The sequence below is a fragment of the Streptomyces sp. NPDC006314 genome, assembly GCF_040613075.1.
Classification (GTDB): domain Bacteria; phylum Actinomycetota; class Actinomycetes; order Streptomycetales; family Streptomycetaceae; genus Streptomyces.
The window spans coordinates 13,696-29,156 of record NZ_JBEXRL010000030.1; the positions used below are offsets into that span (position 1 = coordinate 13,696).

Consider the following 15,461-nt stretch of genomic DNA (forward strand, 5'->3'; position numbering starts at 1 on the left):
AGTTGAGCGAGAGGACACGTAGGCGTCTCATCCTGGGGTACCTGCCTGTCCAGCCGTCGGGATGTCGGGCCATTCCGACGGCGTACAAAGCCCGGCCGCCCGGTTGCCCCACCCTTTCGTACCCCCCCTAGACTGAGCTTCCAGCACAGGTGGCTACACGCTCGAAAGGCGCCCCCGTGTCCATCGGCAACTCCCCTGAAGACGAGCGTCCCTTCCAAGACGAGTCCCAGGAAGCCCGTACCTCCGTGGGCCGCGCCCTTCAGCAGGCGCGGATCGCGGCCGGGCTCACCGTGGACGCTGTCAGCAGCGCCACTCGTGTTCGCATCGCCATCGTGCACGCCATCGAGGCGGACGACTTCGCCCCCTGCGGCGGCGACGTGTACGCCCGCGGGCACATCCGCACGCTGGCCAAGGCCGTCCGCCTCGATCCCGAACCCCTGATCGCCCAGTACGACGCCGAACACGGCGGCCGCCCCGCGCCCACCCCCGCCGCACCCCTGTTCGAGGCGGAGCGGATCCGTCCCGAGCGGCGCGGGCCCAACTGGACCGCGGCGATGGTCGCCGCGATCGTCGTCGTGATCGGCTTCGTCGGTTTCACGGCGTTCAAGGGCGGTGGCGACGGCAGCGACGCGAAGTCGCAGCTCGCCGACGGCGCCACCCCTGCCACCAGCAAGTCCGCCTCGCCCGAGCCCAAGAAGGCGAAGCCCGCCGCGCCGACCGGCGAGCCCACCGACAGTGCCATCGCCGCCGCGCCCCAGGACAAGGTCACCGTCCAGGTCAGCGCGGCGAGCGGGCGCAGCTGGATCTCGGCCAAGGACCACAACGGCCGGATGCTCTTCGACGGGCTGCTGCAGAAGGGTCAGTCCAAGACCTTCCAGGACAGCTCCAAGATCAACCTGATCCTCGGTGACGCGGGCGCGATCCAGCTCTACGTCAACGGCAAGAAGATCGAGGACAACTTCCAGCCGGGCGCGGTGCAGCGCCTCACGTATACGAAGGGCGACCCCGAGGCCGGATGAGGCGCCCCTCGGGGAAGCGGATGTGACGGGGTCGGCCAAGATCGGCCAACCCCGTCGACATGGGGTGTCGAAGAGACAAAGTAGTCTTGAGCCCATGCCTGAACGCCGTACCGTCGCACTCGTCACTCTCGGCTGCGCCCGTAACGAGGTGGATTCCGAGGAGCTCGCAGGCCGTTTGGAGGCGGACGGCTGGCAGCTCGTCGAGGACGCCGCGGACGCCGACGTCGCCGTGGTCAACACCTGTGGCTTCGTCGAAGCCGCCAAGAAGGACTCCGTAGACGCCCTGCTGGAGGCCAACGATCTCAAGGATCACGGCAGAACCCAGGCCGTCGTGGCGGTGGGCTGCATGGCCGAGCGGTACGGCAAGGAACTGGCCGAGGCGCTGCCCGAGGCCGATGGCGTGCTCGGCTTCGACGACTACGCGGACATCTCCGACCGCCTGCAGACCATCCTGTCCGGTGGCGTCCATGCCGCCCACACCCCGCGCGACCGCCGCAAGCTACTGCCGATCAGCCCGGCCCAGCGGCAGGAATCGGCCGCCTCCGTCGCGCTGCCCGGTCACGGTCCGGCCGACCTCCCCGAGGGTCTGGCGCCCGCCTCCGGCCCCCGCGCGCCCCTGCGCCGGCGCCTGGACGGCTCCCCGGTCGCCTCGGTCAAGCTGGCCTCCGGCTGCGACCGGCGCTGCTCCTTCTGCGCCATCCCGTCCTTCCGCGGCTCCTTCATCTCCCGCCGCCCCAGCGACGTGCTGAACGAGACCCGCTGGCTGGCCGAGCAGGGCGTGAAGGAGATCATGCTGGTCTCCGAGAACAACACCTCCTACGGCAAGGACCTGGGCGACATCCGCCTGCTGGAGTCCCTGCTGCCCGAGCTGGCCGAGGTCGACGGCCTCGAGCGGGTGCGGGTGAGCTATCTGCAGCCGGCCGAGATGCGCCCGGGCCTGATCGATGTCCTGACCTCCACCCCGAAGGTCGTCCCCTACTTCGACCTGTCCTTCCAGCACTCCGCGCCGGACGTGCTGCGCTCCATGCGCCGCTTCGGCGACACCGACCGCTTCCTGGAACTGCTCGACACGATCCGCGGCAAGGCCCCCGAGGCCGGCGTGCGCTCCAACTTCATCGTCGGTTTCCCCGGCGAGAGCGAGGCCGACCTGGCCGAGCTGGAGCGCTTCCTGAACGGCGCCCGCCTGGACGCCATCGGTGTCTTCGGCTACTCCGACGAGGAGGGCACGGAGGCGGCGACGTACGACAACAAGCTGGACGAGGACGTCGTCGCCGAGCGTCTCGCCCACATCTCCCGGCTGGCCGAGGAACTGGTCTCGCAGCGCGCCGAGGAGCGCGTCGGCGAGACCGTGCACGTCCTGGTGGAGTCCGTGGACGACGAGGAGGGCGTCTACGGGCGTGCCGCGCACCAGGCGCCGGAGACAGACGGCCAGGTGCTGCTCACGAGCGGCGAAGGCCTGAGCGTCGGACGTATGGTCGAGGCGAAGGTGGTCGGTACGGAAGGTGTCGACCTGGTGGCCGAGCCGCTGACCGGCTCGCTCGCGTGTAGTGAGGAGGCGGGCAGATGACCGGAGTCCCGGCATCCGCCGCAGGCGGCTCCTCCGGTGCGCAGGGCGCCCGGGGGTCCGCAGCCGCTGCCGACGGCGTTGCTTCCGAGGTCTCCGGTTCTGCCCCAGGTCCCGCCGGTCCGGTCTCCGGGTCTGCTTCGGGTCCCGGCCCGGGCCCCGAGGGCCCCCTCGCCCACCCAGAGGACGGCGGCAGGCCCGCGCGCGGAGGGAAGATCGCGGCCGCGGCCGTCAACCAGGCGAGCGTCTGGAACGTCGCCAATCTGCTGACGATGCTCCGGCTCGTCCTGGTGCCCGGCTTCGTGGCGCTGATGCTGGCGGGCGGCGGTTACGACCCGGCCTGGCGCTCACTGGCCTGGGCGTCCTTCGCCATCGCCATGATCACCGATCTGTTCGACGGGCATCTGGCGCGCACCTACAACCTGGTCACCGACTTCGGGAAGATCGCCGACCCCATCGCCGACAAGGCGATCATGGGGACGGCGCTCATCTGCCTGTCCGTCCTGGGTGATCTGCCGTGGTGGGTGACGGCCGTGATCCTCGGCCGGGAACTCGGCATCACGCTGCTGCGTTTCCTGGTCATTCGCTACGGCGTGATCCCCGCCAGCCGCGGCGGCAAGCTCAAGACGCTCACCCAGGGCGTGGCCGTCGGGATGTACGTCCTCGCGCTGACGGGATGGCTGGCCACCCTGAGGTTCTGGGTGATGGCCGCGGCGGTCGTGCTCACCGTCGTCACCGGCCTCGACTACGTAAGACAAGCCATTGTGCTGCGCAGGCGGGGAATCGCCGAGCGCGCGGCGGCGTTGGAGGAGAAGGAAGCGTGAGTTCGCCGGCCACCGAACTGGTGCGACTACTGACCGTGAGGGGCCAGACCCTTGCCGTCGCCGAGTCCCTCACCGGTGGCCTGGTGGCGGCGGAGATCACGGGTGTGCCCGGAGCGTCCAAGGTGTTCCGGGGCTCGGTCACCGCCTACGCCACGGAACTCAAGCACGAGCTGCTGGGCGTCGACGCCGCCCTGCTGGCACAGCGCGGAGCGGTGGATCCGCAGGTCGCCGGCGAGATGGCGGCCGGGGTACGCAAGGCACTGGGTGCGGACTGGGGCATCGCGACCACTGGAGTGGCCGGTCCCGATCCGCAGGACGGCAAGCCGGTCGGGACGGTGTTCGTCGCCGTCGACGGGCCGCTCACCGCCCGCCCCGGTTCTGCCGGTGGCGGAAAAGTCGCGGCCCTGCGGTTGAACGGCAGCCGTGCGGAAATTCGTATGGAGAGTGTACGGAGCGTACTCGCAGTGCTCCTGGAGCAGCTTGCGGGCGAACAGACTGGAAATGAGCGGGCACAGGATACGGAACGGAACGGGGGGTTTTGATGTTTGCAGCCCTGAGTGAACACGACATCGCTCCCCGCACGGCCGCGGCGCAAGGCGGTACGGTGGGGCGAGAAGGATGCGGCTACGCGGTCCGAGGAGGGAGCCACCGATGATTCTGCTCCGTCGCCTGCTGGGTGACGTGCTGCGTCGGCAGCGCCAACGCCAGGGCCGTACTCTGCGCGAAGTCTCCTCGTCCGCCCGAGTCTCACTCGGCTATCTCTCCGAGGTGGAGCGGGGGCAGAAGGAGGCTTCCTCCGAGCTGCTCTCCGCCATCTGCGACGCGCTGGACGTACGGATGTCGGAACTCATGCGAGAGGTGAGCGACGAGCTGGCGCTCGCCGAACTGGCCCAGTCCGCCACCGCCACCGAGCCCGTGCCCACGCCGGTCCGTCCGATGCTGGGTTCCGTGTCGGTGACCGGTGTGCCACCGGAACGGGTGACCATCAAGGCGCCCTCGGAGGCGGTGGACGTGGTTGCCGCGTGAGGTCAGTGTGCGCGGCCTAGCCACCCGATACGAATGAAGCCCCGGCCGGCTTCCCCAGGGAGACCTGGGAAGCCGGCCGGGGCTTTCGCGTTGCCGCTGCCGGGTGGTGCGGTCATGGTGGAGGGACGTGACGGCGCCCCAGCACCGGAGGAAGCGATGTACGTCGTGAAGAGCCCGTTGGCCGAGGCGGAACTCAAGACCGTGTCCGAGGCGCTGCAGGGCGCCCTTCTCGACCTGGTGGACCTCTCACTGGTCGCCAAGCAGATCCACTGGAACGTCGTCGGACCCCGCTTCCGGTCCATCCACCTCCAGCTCGACGATGTCGTCATCTCCGCCCGCACCCACTCCGACACGGTCGCCGAGCGGGCCTCGGCGCTGGGCGTCCCACCCGACGGGCGAGCCGCGACGGTGGCCTCGGGCAGCAGCATCAAGACCACTCCGGCCGGCTGGATCAAGGACACGGACGCGGTCGGGGCGATGGTCGAGGCGCTCGCGGCGGTGATCACCCGGATGCGGGAGCGCGTGAACGCGACCGGTCAGGCGGACCCGGTCTCGCAGGACATCTTGATCGGGATCACGGCGGATCTCGAGAAGCATCACTGGATGTTCCAGGCGGAGCACGCCTGACGCGGCCGACGCCTGGATGACATACCCCACCCGAGGAACCGTCACCGCCTGCGTCCGTGTGCCCTCGATGCGCCCTCTCGGTGGCCGAGGGCACCGATTAGCGTCTGGCAGGAGGTGGTGACGGGCATGGTGGGGCGCATAGTGCGGATGGGGTCGGCAGTGCGCTGGGGGGCCGCTCTGGGGCTCACAGCGGTGTGGTGGTGGGCTGTGCTGCGGCTGGCCCTGGAGGAGGGGGCCGGCCTGCTGGAAGGGGCCGTCGCGGCCGGTGGCTGGGGGTTGAGCCTGCTTCCGGTGCACTGTGTGCCCGAGGGGAGTACGGCCGGGGCCGTGCCGGCGGGGCGCTGGGTCGGCGCCTGGCGGGCGGGGGACGTCACCAGGGCATCGCTACACCCCCGTTCGGGCGAAGAATCTGCCCCGTCGTGAACGCCGACGCGTCCGACGCCAGGTACAGCACCGCGTGCGCGACGTCGTCCGGCTCGCCGACCCGGCCCAGCGGTGCCATGCGCGCCATCGCAGTTTCGGTGTGCGCCTGTGCCTCTCGGTCGTGGCGGTCGGTCATGGGGGTACGGACCCAGCCGGGCGCGATCGCGTTGACCCTGATGCCGTGCCGGCCGACCTCGGTGGCCAGCGTCTTGGTCAACTGCACCACGGCGGCCTTCGCCGCGCCGTAGCAGAGCAGCCCGGCACCCCCCGTGTCCACCGCGCCGGAGGCCATGGTGACGATGCTGCCCCGGGTCCCGTGGACGAGCATCAGCCGGGCCGCCTCCTGGCAGGCGTACAGCACGCCCTTGAAGTTCACGTTCAGCACCCGGTCGAGGTCCTCGTCCCGGGTCTCCAGCACGGGGCTGCTGTGCATGATCCCGGCGATCGCCGCCAGCACGTCCAGGCGCCCGCAGGACCGGACGGCCTCGCTGAGCCGGGCCCGGTCGGTGACGTCGAGAACGTGCACGTGGGCCGTGCCGCCGCGGTCCGTGATCAGGGATGCCGTGCCGTGCAGGCCGACCGCGTCCCGGTCGGCGCAGTGCACCGCCGCGCCCGCCTCGGCGAGCAGGACGGCGGAGGCCCGGCCGATGCCGCCGGCGGCTCCGGTGACGAACGCGGTGCGCCCGGTGAGGTCGTACGCCGTAAGGGGCATGAGGGGACCGTATGAGCATGTCTGACGGGTCGTCAATCGGTGAACGGGGTCCGGGGCGAGGGGACGCCGGTCGGCCGGTGTGAGGGCGTCAGGCGGTGCGGCGGGGGTAGCGGTCCCGCCACCGCTGGGGTGCTCCGGGCGCGGGGGCGGGGCCCGTCTGGCAGGTGGGGCACCAGTACGTGGGGCGGTCCTGGGAGCCGTCGCCCTGGTCGGCCACGCGGACGGGGGTGTGGCAGCGCAGGCAGGGCCGGGGCGCGCGGCCGTAGACGAACAGGTCGTACCGGTGCAGGCCCGTGGTCTGCCGGACCGGACGCTCGCGGTTCATCTCCAGGAGCCGCTGGGCGAGGGCGGGCAGCTGCTCGGCGCGGTCCGCCGGGAGAGCGCCGACCGGCAGCCAGGGGGTCACGCCGAGCAGGAAGCACAGCTCGCTCTTGTAGACGTTGCCGATGCCGGCCAGATTGCGCTGGTCGAGCAGGGCCTCGCCGAGCTGGCGGGCCGGGTCCGCGAGCAGGTTGGCCAGAGCTCGCTCGGGGTCCCAGTCCGGGCCGAGCAGGTCGGGGCCCAGGTGGCCGACGGCCCGCTCCTCCTCGGTCGTGCGCAGCAGTTCCACGACGGGCAGGCGGTAGCCGACGGCCGTGCGGTCGGACGTGCCGAGAATCATCCGGATCTGGTGCGCCGGCCCGCCCCGCCAGCGCTCGCCCGTGCCGTACACCTTCCACGCCCCGTCCATGCGCAGATGGGTGTGCAGCGTCAGGCCGCCCTCGAACCGGGTGAGCAGGTGTTTGCCGCGCGCGATCGTGCTGAGAACCCCGCGGCCGGTGAGGTCGACCGTGGCGTACCTCGGCACCCGGAAGTCGCTGCGGGTCAGCGCCTTGCCCGCGAGGGCCTCGTGCAGCCGCATCGCGGCCTGCCAGACCGTGTCACCTTCGGGCATGCGTCCAGGGTGCCACGGCGGTGTGAGAGGGACGCACGGTGCCGGTCACGCTCTCAGGCGCAGACCGCGCGGTGTCGCGACGAAACCCGCCGCCTCCAGGAGGGTGCCCATGGGGGAGGTCAGGGCCTGGGCGCCGTTGATCCGCTCGACCGTGACCGTCCCGAGAGAGCCCGCGCGGGCGGCCGCGGCCAGCGCCTCGGCGGCCGTACGCAGCCGCGGGTCGTCCGTGGCCGCGGTGTCCGGGGCGGAGGGCCAGGCGAGCAGGGTCTTGCCGCCGCGCTCCATGTACAGCGTCAGCTCGCCCTCCACCAGGACGACCAGCGAGCCCGCCTTGCGGCCGGGCTTGTGCCCGGCGCCGGTCGGCGGCTCCGGCCAGGGCAGGGCCGCGCCGTAGGCGTTCGCCGGGTCGGCCGCGGCGAGTACCGTGCCACGGGGGTCGGGCGAGGGCGTACGGCCATTGCCGTGACTCCGGTTCCCGGCCGGGCCGTAGGCGGTGGCTCCGCCTCCTCGGGGGCCGCCGTAGCCGGGGGAGGTGAAGGGGTCGGCGAGATCGCGTGGGGAGACGTAGCCGCCGGGAGTGGTGGGGTGGTCCGTCGGCGGCCAGGCGAAGTCGCCGTCGAGGCCGGGGTGGGCGAAGCCGCCGTCGGCTCCGTCGAAGGCACCGGGGGGTGTGTGGCCGTGCGGAATGCCGTCGGTTCCGGTACCGCTCCCGGTGAATCCGTTCGGGAAGCCCGGATCGGAGAGTCCGTTCGGGAGGCCCGCATGGGTGAAGCCGTTCCCGGGGCCCGGGGCGGGCAGGGCCTCGCCCCGTTCGCGGGCGTTGGACACGGCGCGCAGGCGGTCCACCGCGCCGTCCATGGCGAACTGGGCCGCACCGAGTCCCTCTACCACGTAACCGCGCCTCGCCTGTCCGCTCTCCTCGAAGGCGGACAGCACGCGGTACACCCCCGAGAAGCCGCCCTGGACGCCCTCCGCGGCGACCGCGCCCCGGGTGACCACGCCGTGCCGGTCGAGCAGGAGCCGGGCCAACGCGTGCGCGCGCACGGTGGCGTCCGGTTCGACGGAGGGCAGCAGCGACCAGCGCCCGGCGACCGTCGGCGGGCCGGTGCGGGAGGCGGTGCGGGCGGCCGCCGTCAGGGAGCCGTAACGGCCGCGCGGGACGCTGCGCTTGGCGCGGTGGGCCGTCGAGCCCGCCGTACGGCCCGAGCCCAGCAGGGAACGCATCGGCGCCAGAGTGTCGTTGGTGAGCCGGCCCGACCAGGCCAGGTCCCACAGCGCGTCGGCCAGCTGGGGATCGGTGACCTCGGGGTGGGTGGTGGCCCGGACCTGGTCGGCGATCTGGCGGAAGAACAGGCCGTAGCCGCCGGAGAGGGCATCGAGGACGGACTGGTGAAGCGCGGTCAGCTCCAGCGGATGCGGTGGCGGCAGCAACAGCGGGGCCGCGTCCGCCAGGTAGAGGGAGACCCAGCCGTCCTTGCCGGGCAGGGCGCCCGCGCCGGCCCACACCACCTCGCCCGCGGCGGTCAGCTCGTCGAGCATCGACGGCGCGTAGTTCGCCACGCGGGAGGGCAGGACCAGCTTCTCCAACGCGGAGGCGGGCACGGAGGCGCCCTGCAACTGCTCGATCGCGCGCACCAGTCCGTCGACGCCCCGCAGTCCGTGGCCCTTGCCGATGTGCTGCCACTGCGGCAGGAACTGGGCGAGCGCGGCCGGTGGCACGGGCTCCAGTTCGTGGCGCAGGGCAGCCAGGGAGCGGCGGCGCAGGCGGCGCAGTACGGCCGCGTCGCACCACTCCTGACCGATGCCCGCCGGGTGGAACTCTCCCTGGACGACCCGGCCGTTCGCGGCGAGCCGCTGCAGGGCGCCCTCGGTGACCGCGACGCCCAGACCGAAGCGGGCCGCCGCGGTGGCCGACGTGAACGGGCCGTGGGTACGGGCGTAGCGCGCGAGGAGGTCACCCAGCGGGTCCTTGACCGGCTCGGTGAAGGCCTCGGGGACGCCGACCGGCAGCGCCGTGCCGAGCGCGTCGCGCAGCCGGCCCGCGTCCTCGACCGCCGCCCAGTGGTCGGCGCCGGCGATGCGGACCTTGATGGCCCGGCGGGCGCCGGCCAGCTCCCGCGCCCACTGCGCGTCCGCGCCCCGCGCGACCAGCTCGGCGTCGGTCAGCGGGCCGAGCAGCCGCAGGACGTCGGCTACTCCCTCCACGTCCTTGACCCGGCGGTCCTCGGTGAGCCATTGGAGCTCGCGCTCCAGTTCGGTCAGCACCTCCGCGTCGAGCAGTTCACGCAGCTCCGCCTGGCCCAGCAACTCGGCCAGCAGCCGGGAGTCCAGGGAGAGCGCGGCGGCGCGGCGCTCGGCGAGCGGGGAGTCGCCCTCGTACAGGAACTGGGCGACATATCCGAAGAGCAGGGAGCGGGCGAACGGGGACGGTTCCGGGGTGGTGACCTCGACCAGGCGCACCTTGCGGGACTCGATGTCGCCCATCAACTCGACGAGACCCGGGACGTCGAAGACGTCCTGGAGGCATTCGCGGACCGCTTCCAGGACGATCGGGAACGAGCCGAACTCGCTCGCCACCTGCAGCAGCTGGGCCGCGCGCTGGCGCTGCTGCCACAGCGGGGTGCGCTTGCCGGGATTGCGGCGCGGCAGCAGCAGTGCGCGGGCCGCGCACTCGCGGAACCGGGCGGCGAACAGAGCCGAGCCGCCGACCTGGTCGGTGACGATCTGGTCGACCTCGCCCTTGTCGAAGACGGTGTCCGCCGCGCCCACGGGGGCCTGGTCACTGTCGTACTCGGTGCCGGTCTTCATCGGCTCCTGGTCGAGGAGGTCCAGGCCCATCAGGTCGGCGTCGGGCAGGCGCAGTACGATGCCGTCGTCGGCATGCATGACCTGCGCGTCCATGCCGTACCGCTCGGACAGGCGGGCGCCGAGGGCGAGGGCCCAGGGGGCGTGGACCTGGGCGCCGAAGGGGGAGTGCACGACCACCCGCCAGTCACCCAGCTCGTCCCGGAAGCGCTCCACGACGATCGTGCGGTCGTCCGGGATGTGGCCGCAGGCCTCGCGCTGTTCGTCCAGGTACGACAGCACGTTGTCCGCCGCCCACGTGTCCAGGCCGGCGGCGAGCAGACGCAGCCGGGCGTCGTCCTTGGACAGCGAGCCGACCTCGCGCAGGAACGCGCCCACCGCGCGGCCCAGTTCGAGCGGGCGCCCCAGCTGGTCGCCCTTCCAGAACGGCAGCCGGCCCGGCACACCCGGCGCGGGGGAGACCAGGACCCGGTCACGGGTGATGTCCTCGATGCGCCAGGAACTCGTGCCCAGTGTGAAGACGTCCCCCACCCGGGACTCGTAGACCATCTCCTCGTCCAGTTCACCGACCCGGCCGCCGCCCTTCTTGGGGTCGGAACCGGCGAGGAAGACCCCGAACAGGCCGCGGTCGGGGATCGTGCCGCCGGAGGTGACGGCCAGGCGCTGGGCGCCCGGGCGGCCGGTGACGGTGCCGGCCACGCGGTCCCACACCACGCGCGGGCGCAGCTCCGCGAACGCGTCCGAGGGATAGCGGCCCGCGAGCATGTCGAGGGTCGCCGTGAACGCCGACTCGGGGAGTGAGGCGAAGGGGGCCGCCCGGCGGACCACGGCGAGCAGGTCGTCGAACTGCCATGTGTCCAGCGCGGTCATCGCGACCAGCTGCTGCGCGAGCACGTCCAGCGGGTTCGCGGGCACCCTCAGGGACTCGATGGAGCCCGAGCGCATCCGCTCGGTGACCACGGCCGCCTGCACGAGATCACCCCGGTACTTGGGGAAGACCACACCGGTGGAGACCGCGCCCACCTGATGCCCCGCGCGGCCGACGCGCTGGAGCCCGGAGGCCACCGACGGCGGGGACTCGACCTGCACGACGAGGTCCACGGCGCCCATGTCGATGCCCAGTTCCAGGCTGGACGTGGCGACCACGGCGGGCAGCCGGCCCGCCTTCAGGTCCTCCTCCACCAGGGCGCGCTGCTCCTTGGAGACCGAGCCGTGGTGCGCGCGGGCGATCACCGGGGGCGCGCCCTGGGCCGAGCCCGAGCCGCCCATCAGCTCGGCGGGGGAGTGGTGTTCGTCCAGGGTCTCGCCGGTCGCGCGCTCGTACGCGATCTCGTTGAGCCGGTTGCACAGCCGCTCCGCCAGCCGCCGGGAGTTGGCGAACACGATCGTGGAGCGGTGGGACTGGACCAGGTCGGCGATCCGCTCCTCCACATGCGGCCAGATCGACGGCCGCTCCCCGCCGTCGGCGGCGTCGGCCGCCGGGGCGCCGCCCAGCTCGCCCATGTCCTCGACCGGGACGACCACGGAGAGGTCGAACTCCTTGCCGGACTCCGGCTGGACGATCTCCACCTTGCGGCGCGGGGACAGATACCGGGCGATCTCGTCCACCGGGCGCACGGTCGCCGACAGGCCGATCCGGCGGGCCGGCCTCGGCAGCAGCTCGTCCAGCCGCTCGAGGGAGAGCGAGAGGTGGGCGCCACGCTTGGTGCCCGCGACCGCGTGCACCTCGTCCAGGATCACCGTCTCCACGCCCGTCAGCGCGTCGCGCGCGGCCGAGGTCAGCATCAGGAACAGCGACTCGGGAGTGGTGATGAGGATGTCCGGCGGGCGCGTGGACAGGGCCCGCCGCTCGGCGGCCGGGGTGTCGCCGGAGCGGATGCCGACCCTGATCTCCGGCTCGGGCAGACCCAGGCGCACGGACTCCTGGCGGATGCCGGTCAGCGGGCTGCGGAGGTTGCGCTCGACGTCGACCGCGAGGGCCTTCAGCGGGGACACGTACAGCACCCGGCAGCGCTTCCTCGGATCGGCCGGGGGCGGGGTCGAGGCCAGCTGGTCCAGGGCGGCGAGGAACGCGGCCAGCGTCTTGCCGGAGCCGGTCGGAGCGACGACCAGTACGTCCGAGCCCGCCCGGATGGCCTGCCACGCGCCCGCCTGGGCCGCGGTGGGCGCGGAGAACGCACCCGTGAACCAGCCGCGGGTCGCGGGCGAGAAGCCGTCGAGGGCTCGGTGTGCGGAGCTGACCATGCGTCCATCCTGCACCCGCCCACTGACAATCGCGCTGACCAGGTCAAACGCCGCGTATCGGGCGAGGTGGGGCGAGGTGGGGCCGGCCGGTGGAGCCGGCGGGGCACCGGCGGCACGAGGAGCCGCCCGGCGCCGACCTGCTCCTGGCCCGGTGCGTCCCCAAGACCTTCGTCCGCCACACCCACGAGCCCTTCGTGATCGCGGCCATCTCCGACGGCGTCCAGGTCTTCCACCACCACGGCTCCGACGTGTCCGCCGGCGGCGGAGCACTCGCGCTGGTCAGCCCGGACCCGCACACCCCGCACACCGGCCGGGCCGGCGTCCCCGGGGAGGGGGCTACGGCACGCTCCATCCGTCGCGCGAGGCCGTCGCCGCGATCGCCGCCGAAACCAGCACCGTCCGGGGCACCCCGGGTTTCGCCGGCCCCGTCCTCGTTGCCCCCTACACCGTCCGCCTGGTCCACCAGGTGCTCCGCGCCGCCTACGAGGGCATGGTGGTGGCGGCGGGGGTGCGGCCCTCGGCGGGTGAGGCGGGGCCGGCTCAGCCCGCGAACCGCTCGGTTCGGCCAGCGAAGGGGACCGGACCAGCCGCGGGTCGGCTCGGCCGGGACGGGACCGGCTCAGCCCACGAAGCGGCCGTACGCCCGCAGCGTGCGCAACGCCTCGATGGTCACCAGGGAGCGCGCCTCCAGCGCGGGGGCCGGTGCCCACTGGCGCCAGCGGATCGGCCAGCCCCCGTCCTCCTGCTGCTCGGCGGCCAGGTGGTCCAGCGAGCGGGCCATCTCGCCGTCCGTGAACCATGCCCGCGCGAGCGATCGCGGGCTCTTGGCGAAGTCGTGCGGGAAGTGATGCTCACCCGGGGCGTAGCCGGGCGCGACCGGATACGCGTCGAGATCGCCCGGGTCCAGCGCCGCGAGCCGCTGCTCCCGCACCAGGCGGCCCAGCCGGTCGGCGGCGGCCTCCGCGCGTGGGCGGTCGGGAGCCGCGTCCAGGAAGGCCACGGCGGCCTCCACCTCGTAGGGGTGGGACTTCTCCAGGGACTCCACGGTCTGCCAGCAGAAGTCGGTCGCCCGGAACAGCCAGGCGTGCCACACCTCGTTGCGGTGCAGCAGCCCGACGACCGGACCGGTGGCCAGTAGCTCGCTGGGCGGGTCGTCGAGCACGGGGACGAACGGCGCCGTCGGGTATCCGCGCTGGCCTGGGTGGATCGCCGGCAGCGCGCCGTCCGCGGTGGAGACGGACGTCAGATAGCGGCACACGCGCTCCACCCGCTGCCCGCCGCAGCGCCCGATGGCGTCCAGCACGCGCAGCGCGTGGGCGGTGTGCAGGGGCTGGCTCACGGGTCCGCGCAGGTCGGGCTCCAGCGCGTGCCCGTAGCCGCCGTCCTCGTTGCGGTAGGCGTCCAGTGCCGCTTCCACCGCGTCCGGGGTGCCGTGCAGGAAGTGGTACGCGAAGAGACGCTGCTCCAGTACGCGCGCGGCGAGCCACACGAACTGTTCGGCGCGGAAGAGCGGGGAGTGCGCCGGGGACGCAGGGGGGAGTGGGGAAGCTCCTGATTCGGCCATGCGTCAGACCGTAGGACGGAAAGCGGTCTCGACAAGCGGTCCCGGGCAGGGCCCACCCTCAGGGGCGGGATACTGGACTCATGCGGTTGACGGTCTTCTGGCAGCGGATGACGGAACACTTCGGTCCGGGGTACGCCGACACCTTCGCGCGTGATCACGTCATGTCGGAGCTGGGCGGACGCACGGTGAACGAGGCGCTGGACGCCGGCTGGGCGGCCAAGGACGTGTGGCGCGTGGTCTGCACGGTCATGGACGTGCCTGGGGAGAGGCGTTGACGCGACAGCGCTCACGCATTGATCGAAATGTCCCGGTTCAATCCGTGAAGAGGTCGACGGTGCGGCACTGATCCGTCGCGGTGATCGCAGGCGGGCGCCGGTTGTCGGCGGAGTCGGCGAGACTTGGCCCGTGACACCCACTGACGCGGACGACCAGCCGCCCATCCGGCACGCAGCACCTACCGGTATGACGCCGCCCGACCAGCCCCCGGCCCCCGGCACCGTGGCTCCGGGCGCCCGCATGCCGCGCTGGCTGCCACGCGCCATGGTGCTCGCGCTCGCGTTGATCGCCGCGTTCCAGCTCGGCAGTTGGGCCTTCCACCAGCTGACCGCTCTGCTGATCAACATATTGATCGCGTTCTTCCTGGCCCTCGCGATCGAGCCCGCGGTGAGCCGGATGGCCGCTCGTGGCATGCGCAGGGGGCTCGCCACGTTCCTGGTCTTCCTCGGGTTGACGATCGTCGCCGCGGGGTTCGTCACGTTGCTCGGCTCCATGCTCGCCGGCCAGATCATCAAGATGGTCGAGAGTTTCCCGGACTACCTCGACTCGCTGATCAACTGGATCAATGAGACCTTCCACACCGAGCTCAGGCGGGTGGACATCCAGGAGGGCCTGCTCCACTCCGACTGGCTGCGCAAGTACGCGCAGAACAGCGCGGCCGGCGTCCTCGACGTCTCCGCGCAGGTGCTCGGCGGGCTCTTCCAGCTGCTGACGGTCGCGCTGTTCTCGTTCTACTTCGCCGCCGACGGGCCCCGGCTGCGCCGTGCCCTGTGCTCCGTCCTGCCGCCCGCGCGCCAGGCCGAGGTGCTGCGCGCCTGGGAGATCGCCGTCGACAAGACGGGCGGTTATCTCTACTCGCGCGGCCTCATGGCCCTCATCTCCGGCATCGCGCACTACATCCTGCTGCAGGCCCTCGGCGTGCCGTACGCGCCCGTGCTCGGTGTCTGGGTGGGGCTGGTCTCCCAGTTCATCCCCACCATCGGCACGTACCTCGCGGGCGCGTTGCCCATGTTGATCGCGTTCACCGTGGAGCCCTGGTACGCGGTGTGGGTGCTGGTCTTCGTCGTGGTCTACCAGCAGTTCGAGAACTACGTGCTCCAGCCCAAGCTGACCGCCAAGACGGTCGACATCCACCCTGCGGTCGCCTTCGGCTCCGTCATCGCGGGCACCGCACTGCTGGGCGCCGTGGGCGCGCTGGTCGCCATTCCCGCGGTGGCCACTCTGCAGGCCTTCCTGGGGGCGTACGTGAAGCGGTACGTCGTCACGGACGACCCCCGGGTGCAGGGGCACCGCGGCAGGGGGCCGGGCGGCCCCGGCCTGCTCGCCCGCATACGACGGCTGCGGTCCGGGCCGGCTCGCACGCAGGAGTCGGCATAGCAGCGGCGCGTGTTTCCCGAGCGCGGCGCACGCTCCACCCTGGGCGCGGGGCGCACGCCTCAACGC

13 protein-coding genes and 1 pseudogene are annotated in these 15,461 nt (G+C 72.4%); 10 read left to right on the forward strand and 4 right to left on the reverse strand.

The genetic code is table 11. From position 1 onward, the window contains the following. The first annotated feature begins 176 nt into the window (after positions 1-176). The 7 genes from ABZ079_RS34090 (at position 177) to ABZ079_RS34120 (ending at position 5,483) form a co-directional block, all read left to right on the forward strand. Positions 177-1,019: a RodZ domain-containing protein gene (locus tag ABZ079_RS34090; protein WP_356943326.1), complete on the forward strand. Its 843-nt coding sequence runs from the start codon at positions 177-179 to the stop codon at positions 1,017-1,019. Positions 1,020-1,113: 94 nt separating this feature from the next. Then, the gene (gene rimO, locus ABZ079_RS34095) at positions 1,114-2,586 is read left to right on the forward strand and encodes a 30S ribosomal protein S12 methylthiotransferase RimO (protein ID WP_356943327.1); all 1,473 of its coding nucleotides are present in this window, start codon (positions 1,114-1,116) and stop codon (positions 2,584-2,586) included. Then, on the forward strand, positions 2,583-3,407 hold the full coding sequence (pgsA, locus tag ABZ079_RS34100; protein ID WP_356943328.1) for a CDP-diacylglycerol--glycerol-3-phosphate 3-phosphatidyltransferase: 825 nt from the start codon (positions 2,583-2,585) through the stop codon (positions 3,405-3,407). The genes rimO and pgsA overlap by 4 nt, the downstream gene beginning before the upstream one ends. After that, positions 3,404-3,949, forward strand: a complete 546-nt coding sequence (locus tag ABZ079_RS34105) for a CinA family protein (protein WP_356943329.1) — start codon at positions 3,404-3,406, stop codon at positions 3,947-3,949. Before pgsA ends, ABZ079_RS34105 begins: the two co-directional genes overlap by 4 nt. A gap of 109 nt (positions 3,950-4,058) precedes the next feature. Next, the gene (locus ABZ079_RS34110) at positions 4,059-4,433 is read left to right on the forward strand and encodes a helix-turn-helix transcriptional regulator (protein ID WP_356943330.1); all 375 of its coding nucleotides are present in this window, start codon (positions 4,059-4,061) and stop codon (positions 4,431-4,433) included. Between the two features lie 156 nt (positions 4,434-4,589). Then, entirely contained in the window at positions 4,590-5,060 is a 471-nt protein-coding gene (locus ABZ079_RS34115; protein ID WP_356943367.1) for a DNA starvation/stationary phase protection protein, read from the forward strand. 147 nt (positions 5,061-5,207) lie between these two features. Continuing rightward, positions 5,208-5,483 (forward strand): hypothetical protein, encoded by a 276-nt coding sequence (locus tag ABZ079_RS34120; protein WP_356943368.1) that lies wholly within the window; start codon positions 5,208-5,210, stop codon positions 5,481-5,483. On the opposite strand, the gene ABZ079_RS34125 is transcribed toward ABZ079_RS34120, so the two are convergent. The 3 genes from ABZ079_RS34125 to ABZ079_RS34135 form a co-directional block, all read right to left on the reverse strand. Beyond that, entirely contained in the window at positions 5,431-6,195 is a 765-nt protein-coding gene (locus ABZ079_RS34125) for an SDR family NAD(P)-dependent oxidoreductase (RefSeq protein ID WP_356943331.1), read from the reverse strand. The two genes, ABZ079_RS34120 and ABZ079_RS34125, sit on opposite strands and share 53 nt — an antisense overlap. 88 nt (positions 6,196-6,283) lie before the next feature. Beyond that, complete coding sequence (locus tag ABZ079_RS34130) at positions 6,284-7,129, reverse strand: DNA-formamidopyrimidine glycosylase family protein (RefSeq protein WP_356943332.1); 846 nt, start codon at positions 7,127-7,129, stop codon at positions 6,284-6,286. A 45-nt stretch (positions 7,130-7,174) separates the two neighbouring features. Further along, on the reverse strand, positions 7,175-12,178 hold the full coding sequence (locus ABZ079_RS34135; protein ID WP_356943333.1) for an ATP-dependent helicase: 5,004 nt from the start codon (positions 12,176-12,178) through the stop codon (positions 7,175-7,177). Positions 12,179-12,267: 89 nt separating this feature from the next. Here ABZ079_RS34135 and ABZ079_RS34140 point away from each other — a divergent pair. Continuing rightward, a pseudogene (locus tag ABZ079_RS34140) lies at positions 12,268-12,683 on the forward strand (AraC family ligand binding domain-containing protein); the annotation flags it as partial. Positions 12,684-12,797: 114 nt separating this feature from the next. On the opposite strand, the gene ABZ079_RS34145 reads toward ABZ079_RS34140, so the two are convergent. Next, complete coding sequence (locus ABZ079_RS34145) at positions 12,798-13,742, reverse strand: hypothetical protein (protein WP_356943334.1); 945 nt, start codon at positions 13,740-13,742, stop codon at positions 12,798-12,800. A gap of 80 nt (positions 13,743-13,822) precedes the next feature. Here ABZ079_RS34145 and ABZ079_RS34150 point away from each other — a divergent pair, with 80 nt between their 5' ends. Then, positions 13,823-14,017 (forward strand): DUF3046 domain-containing protein, encoded by a 195-nt coding sequence (locus ABZ079_RS34150; RefSeq protein ID WP_356943335.1) that lies wholly within the window; start codon positions 13,823-13,825, stop codon positions 14,015-14,017. Positions 14,018-14,204: 187 nt separating this feature from the next. Next, positions 14,205-15,395, forward strand: coding sequence for an AI-2E family transporter (locus ABZ079_RS34155; protein WP_356943369.1), 1,191 nt, complete (start codon positions 14,205-14,207; stop codon positions 15,393-15,395). Positions 15,396-15,461: the final 66 nt, after the last annotated feature.

Bases quoted from the DNA above. Each gene is read 5' to 3' on its own strand.
- rimO (WP_356943327.1), top strand. From the start codon at position 1,114: ATGCCTGAACGCCGTACCGTCGCACTCGTCACTCTCGGCTGCGCCCGT.
- pgsA (WP_356943328.1), top strand. From the start codon at position 2,583: ATGACCGGAGTCCCGGCATCCGCCGCAGGCGGCTCCTCCGGTGCGCAG.
- ABZ079_RS34110 (WP_356943330.1), top strand. From the start codon at position 4,059: ATGATTCTGCTCCGTCGCCTGCTGGGTGACGTGCTGCGTCGGCAGCGC.
- ABZ079_RS34115 (WP_356943367.1), top strand. From the start codon at position 4,590: ATGTACGTCGTGAAGAGCCCGTTGGCCGAGGCGGAACTCAAGACCGTG.
- ABZ079_RS34120 (WP_356943368.1), top strand. From the start codon at position 5,208: ATGGGGTCGGCAGTGCGCTGGGGGGCCGCTCTGGGGCTCACAGCGGTG.
- ABZ079_RS34125 (WP_356943331.1), bottom strand. From the start codon at position 6,195: ATGCCCCTTACGGCGTACGACCTCACCGGGCGCACCGCGTTCGTCACC.
- ABZ079_RS34130 (WP_356943332.1), bottom strand. From the start codon at position 7,129: ATGCCCGAAGGTGACACGGTCTGGCAGGCCGCGATGCGGCTGCACGAG.
- ABZ079_RS34135 (WP_356943333.1), bottom strand. From the start codon at position 12,178: ATGGTCAGCTCCGCACACCGAGCCCTCGACGGCTTCTCGCCCGCGACC.
- ABZ079_RS34145 (WP_356943334.1), bottom strand. From the start codon at position 13,742: ATGGCCGAATCAGGAGCTTCCCCACTCCCCCCTGCGTCCCCGGCGCAC.
- ABZ079_RS34150 (WP_356943335.1), top strand. From the start codon at position 13,823: ATGCGGTTGACGGTCTTCTGGCAGCGGATGACGGAACACTTCGGTCCG.
- ABZ079_RS34155 (WP_356943369.1), top strand. From the start codon at position 14,205: ATGACGCCGCCCGACCAGCCCCCGGCCCCCGGCACCGTGGCTCCGGGC.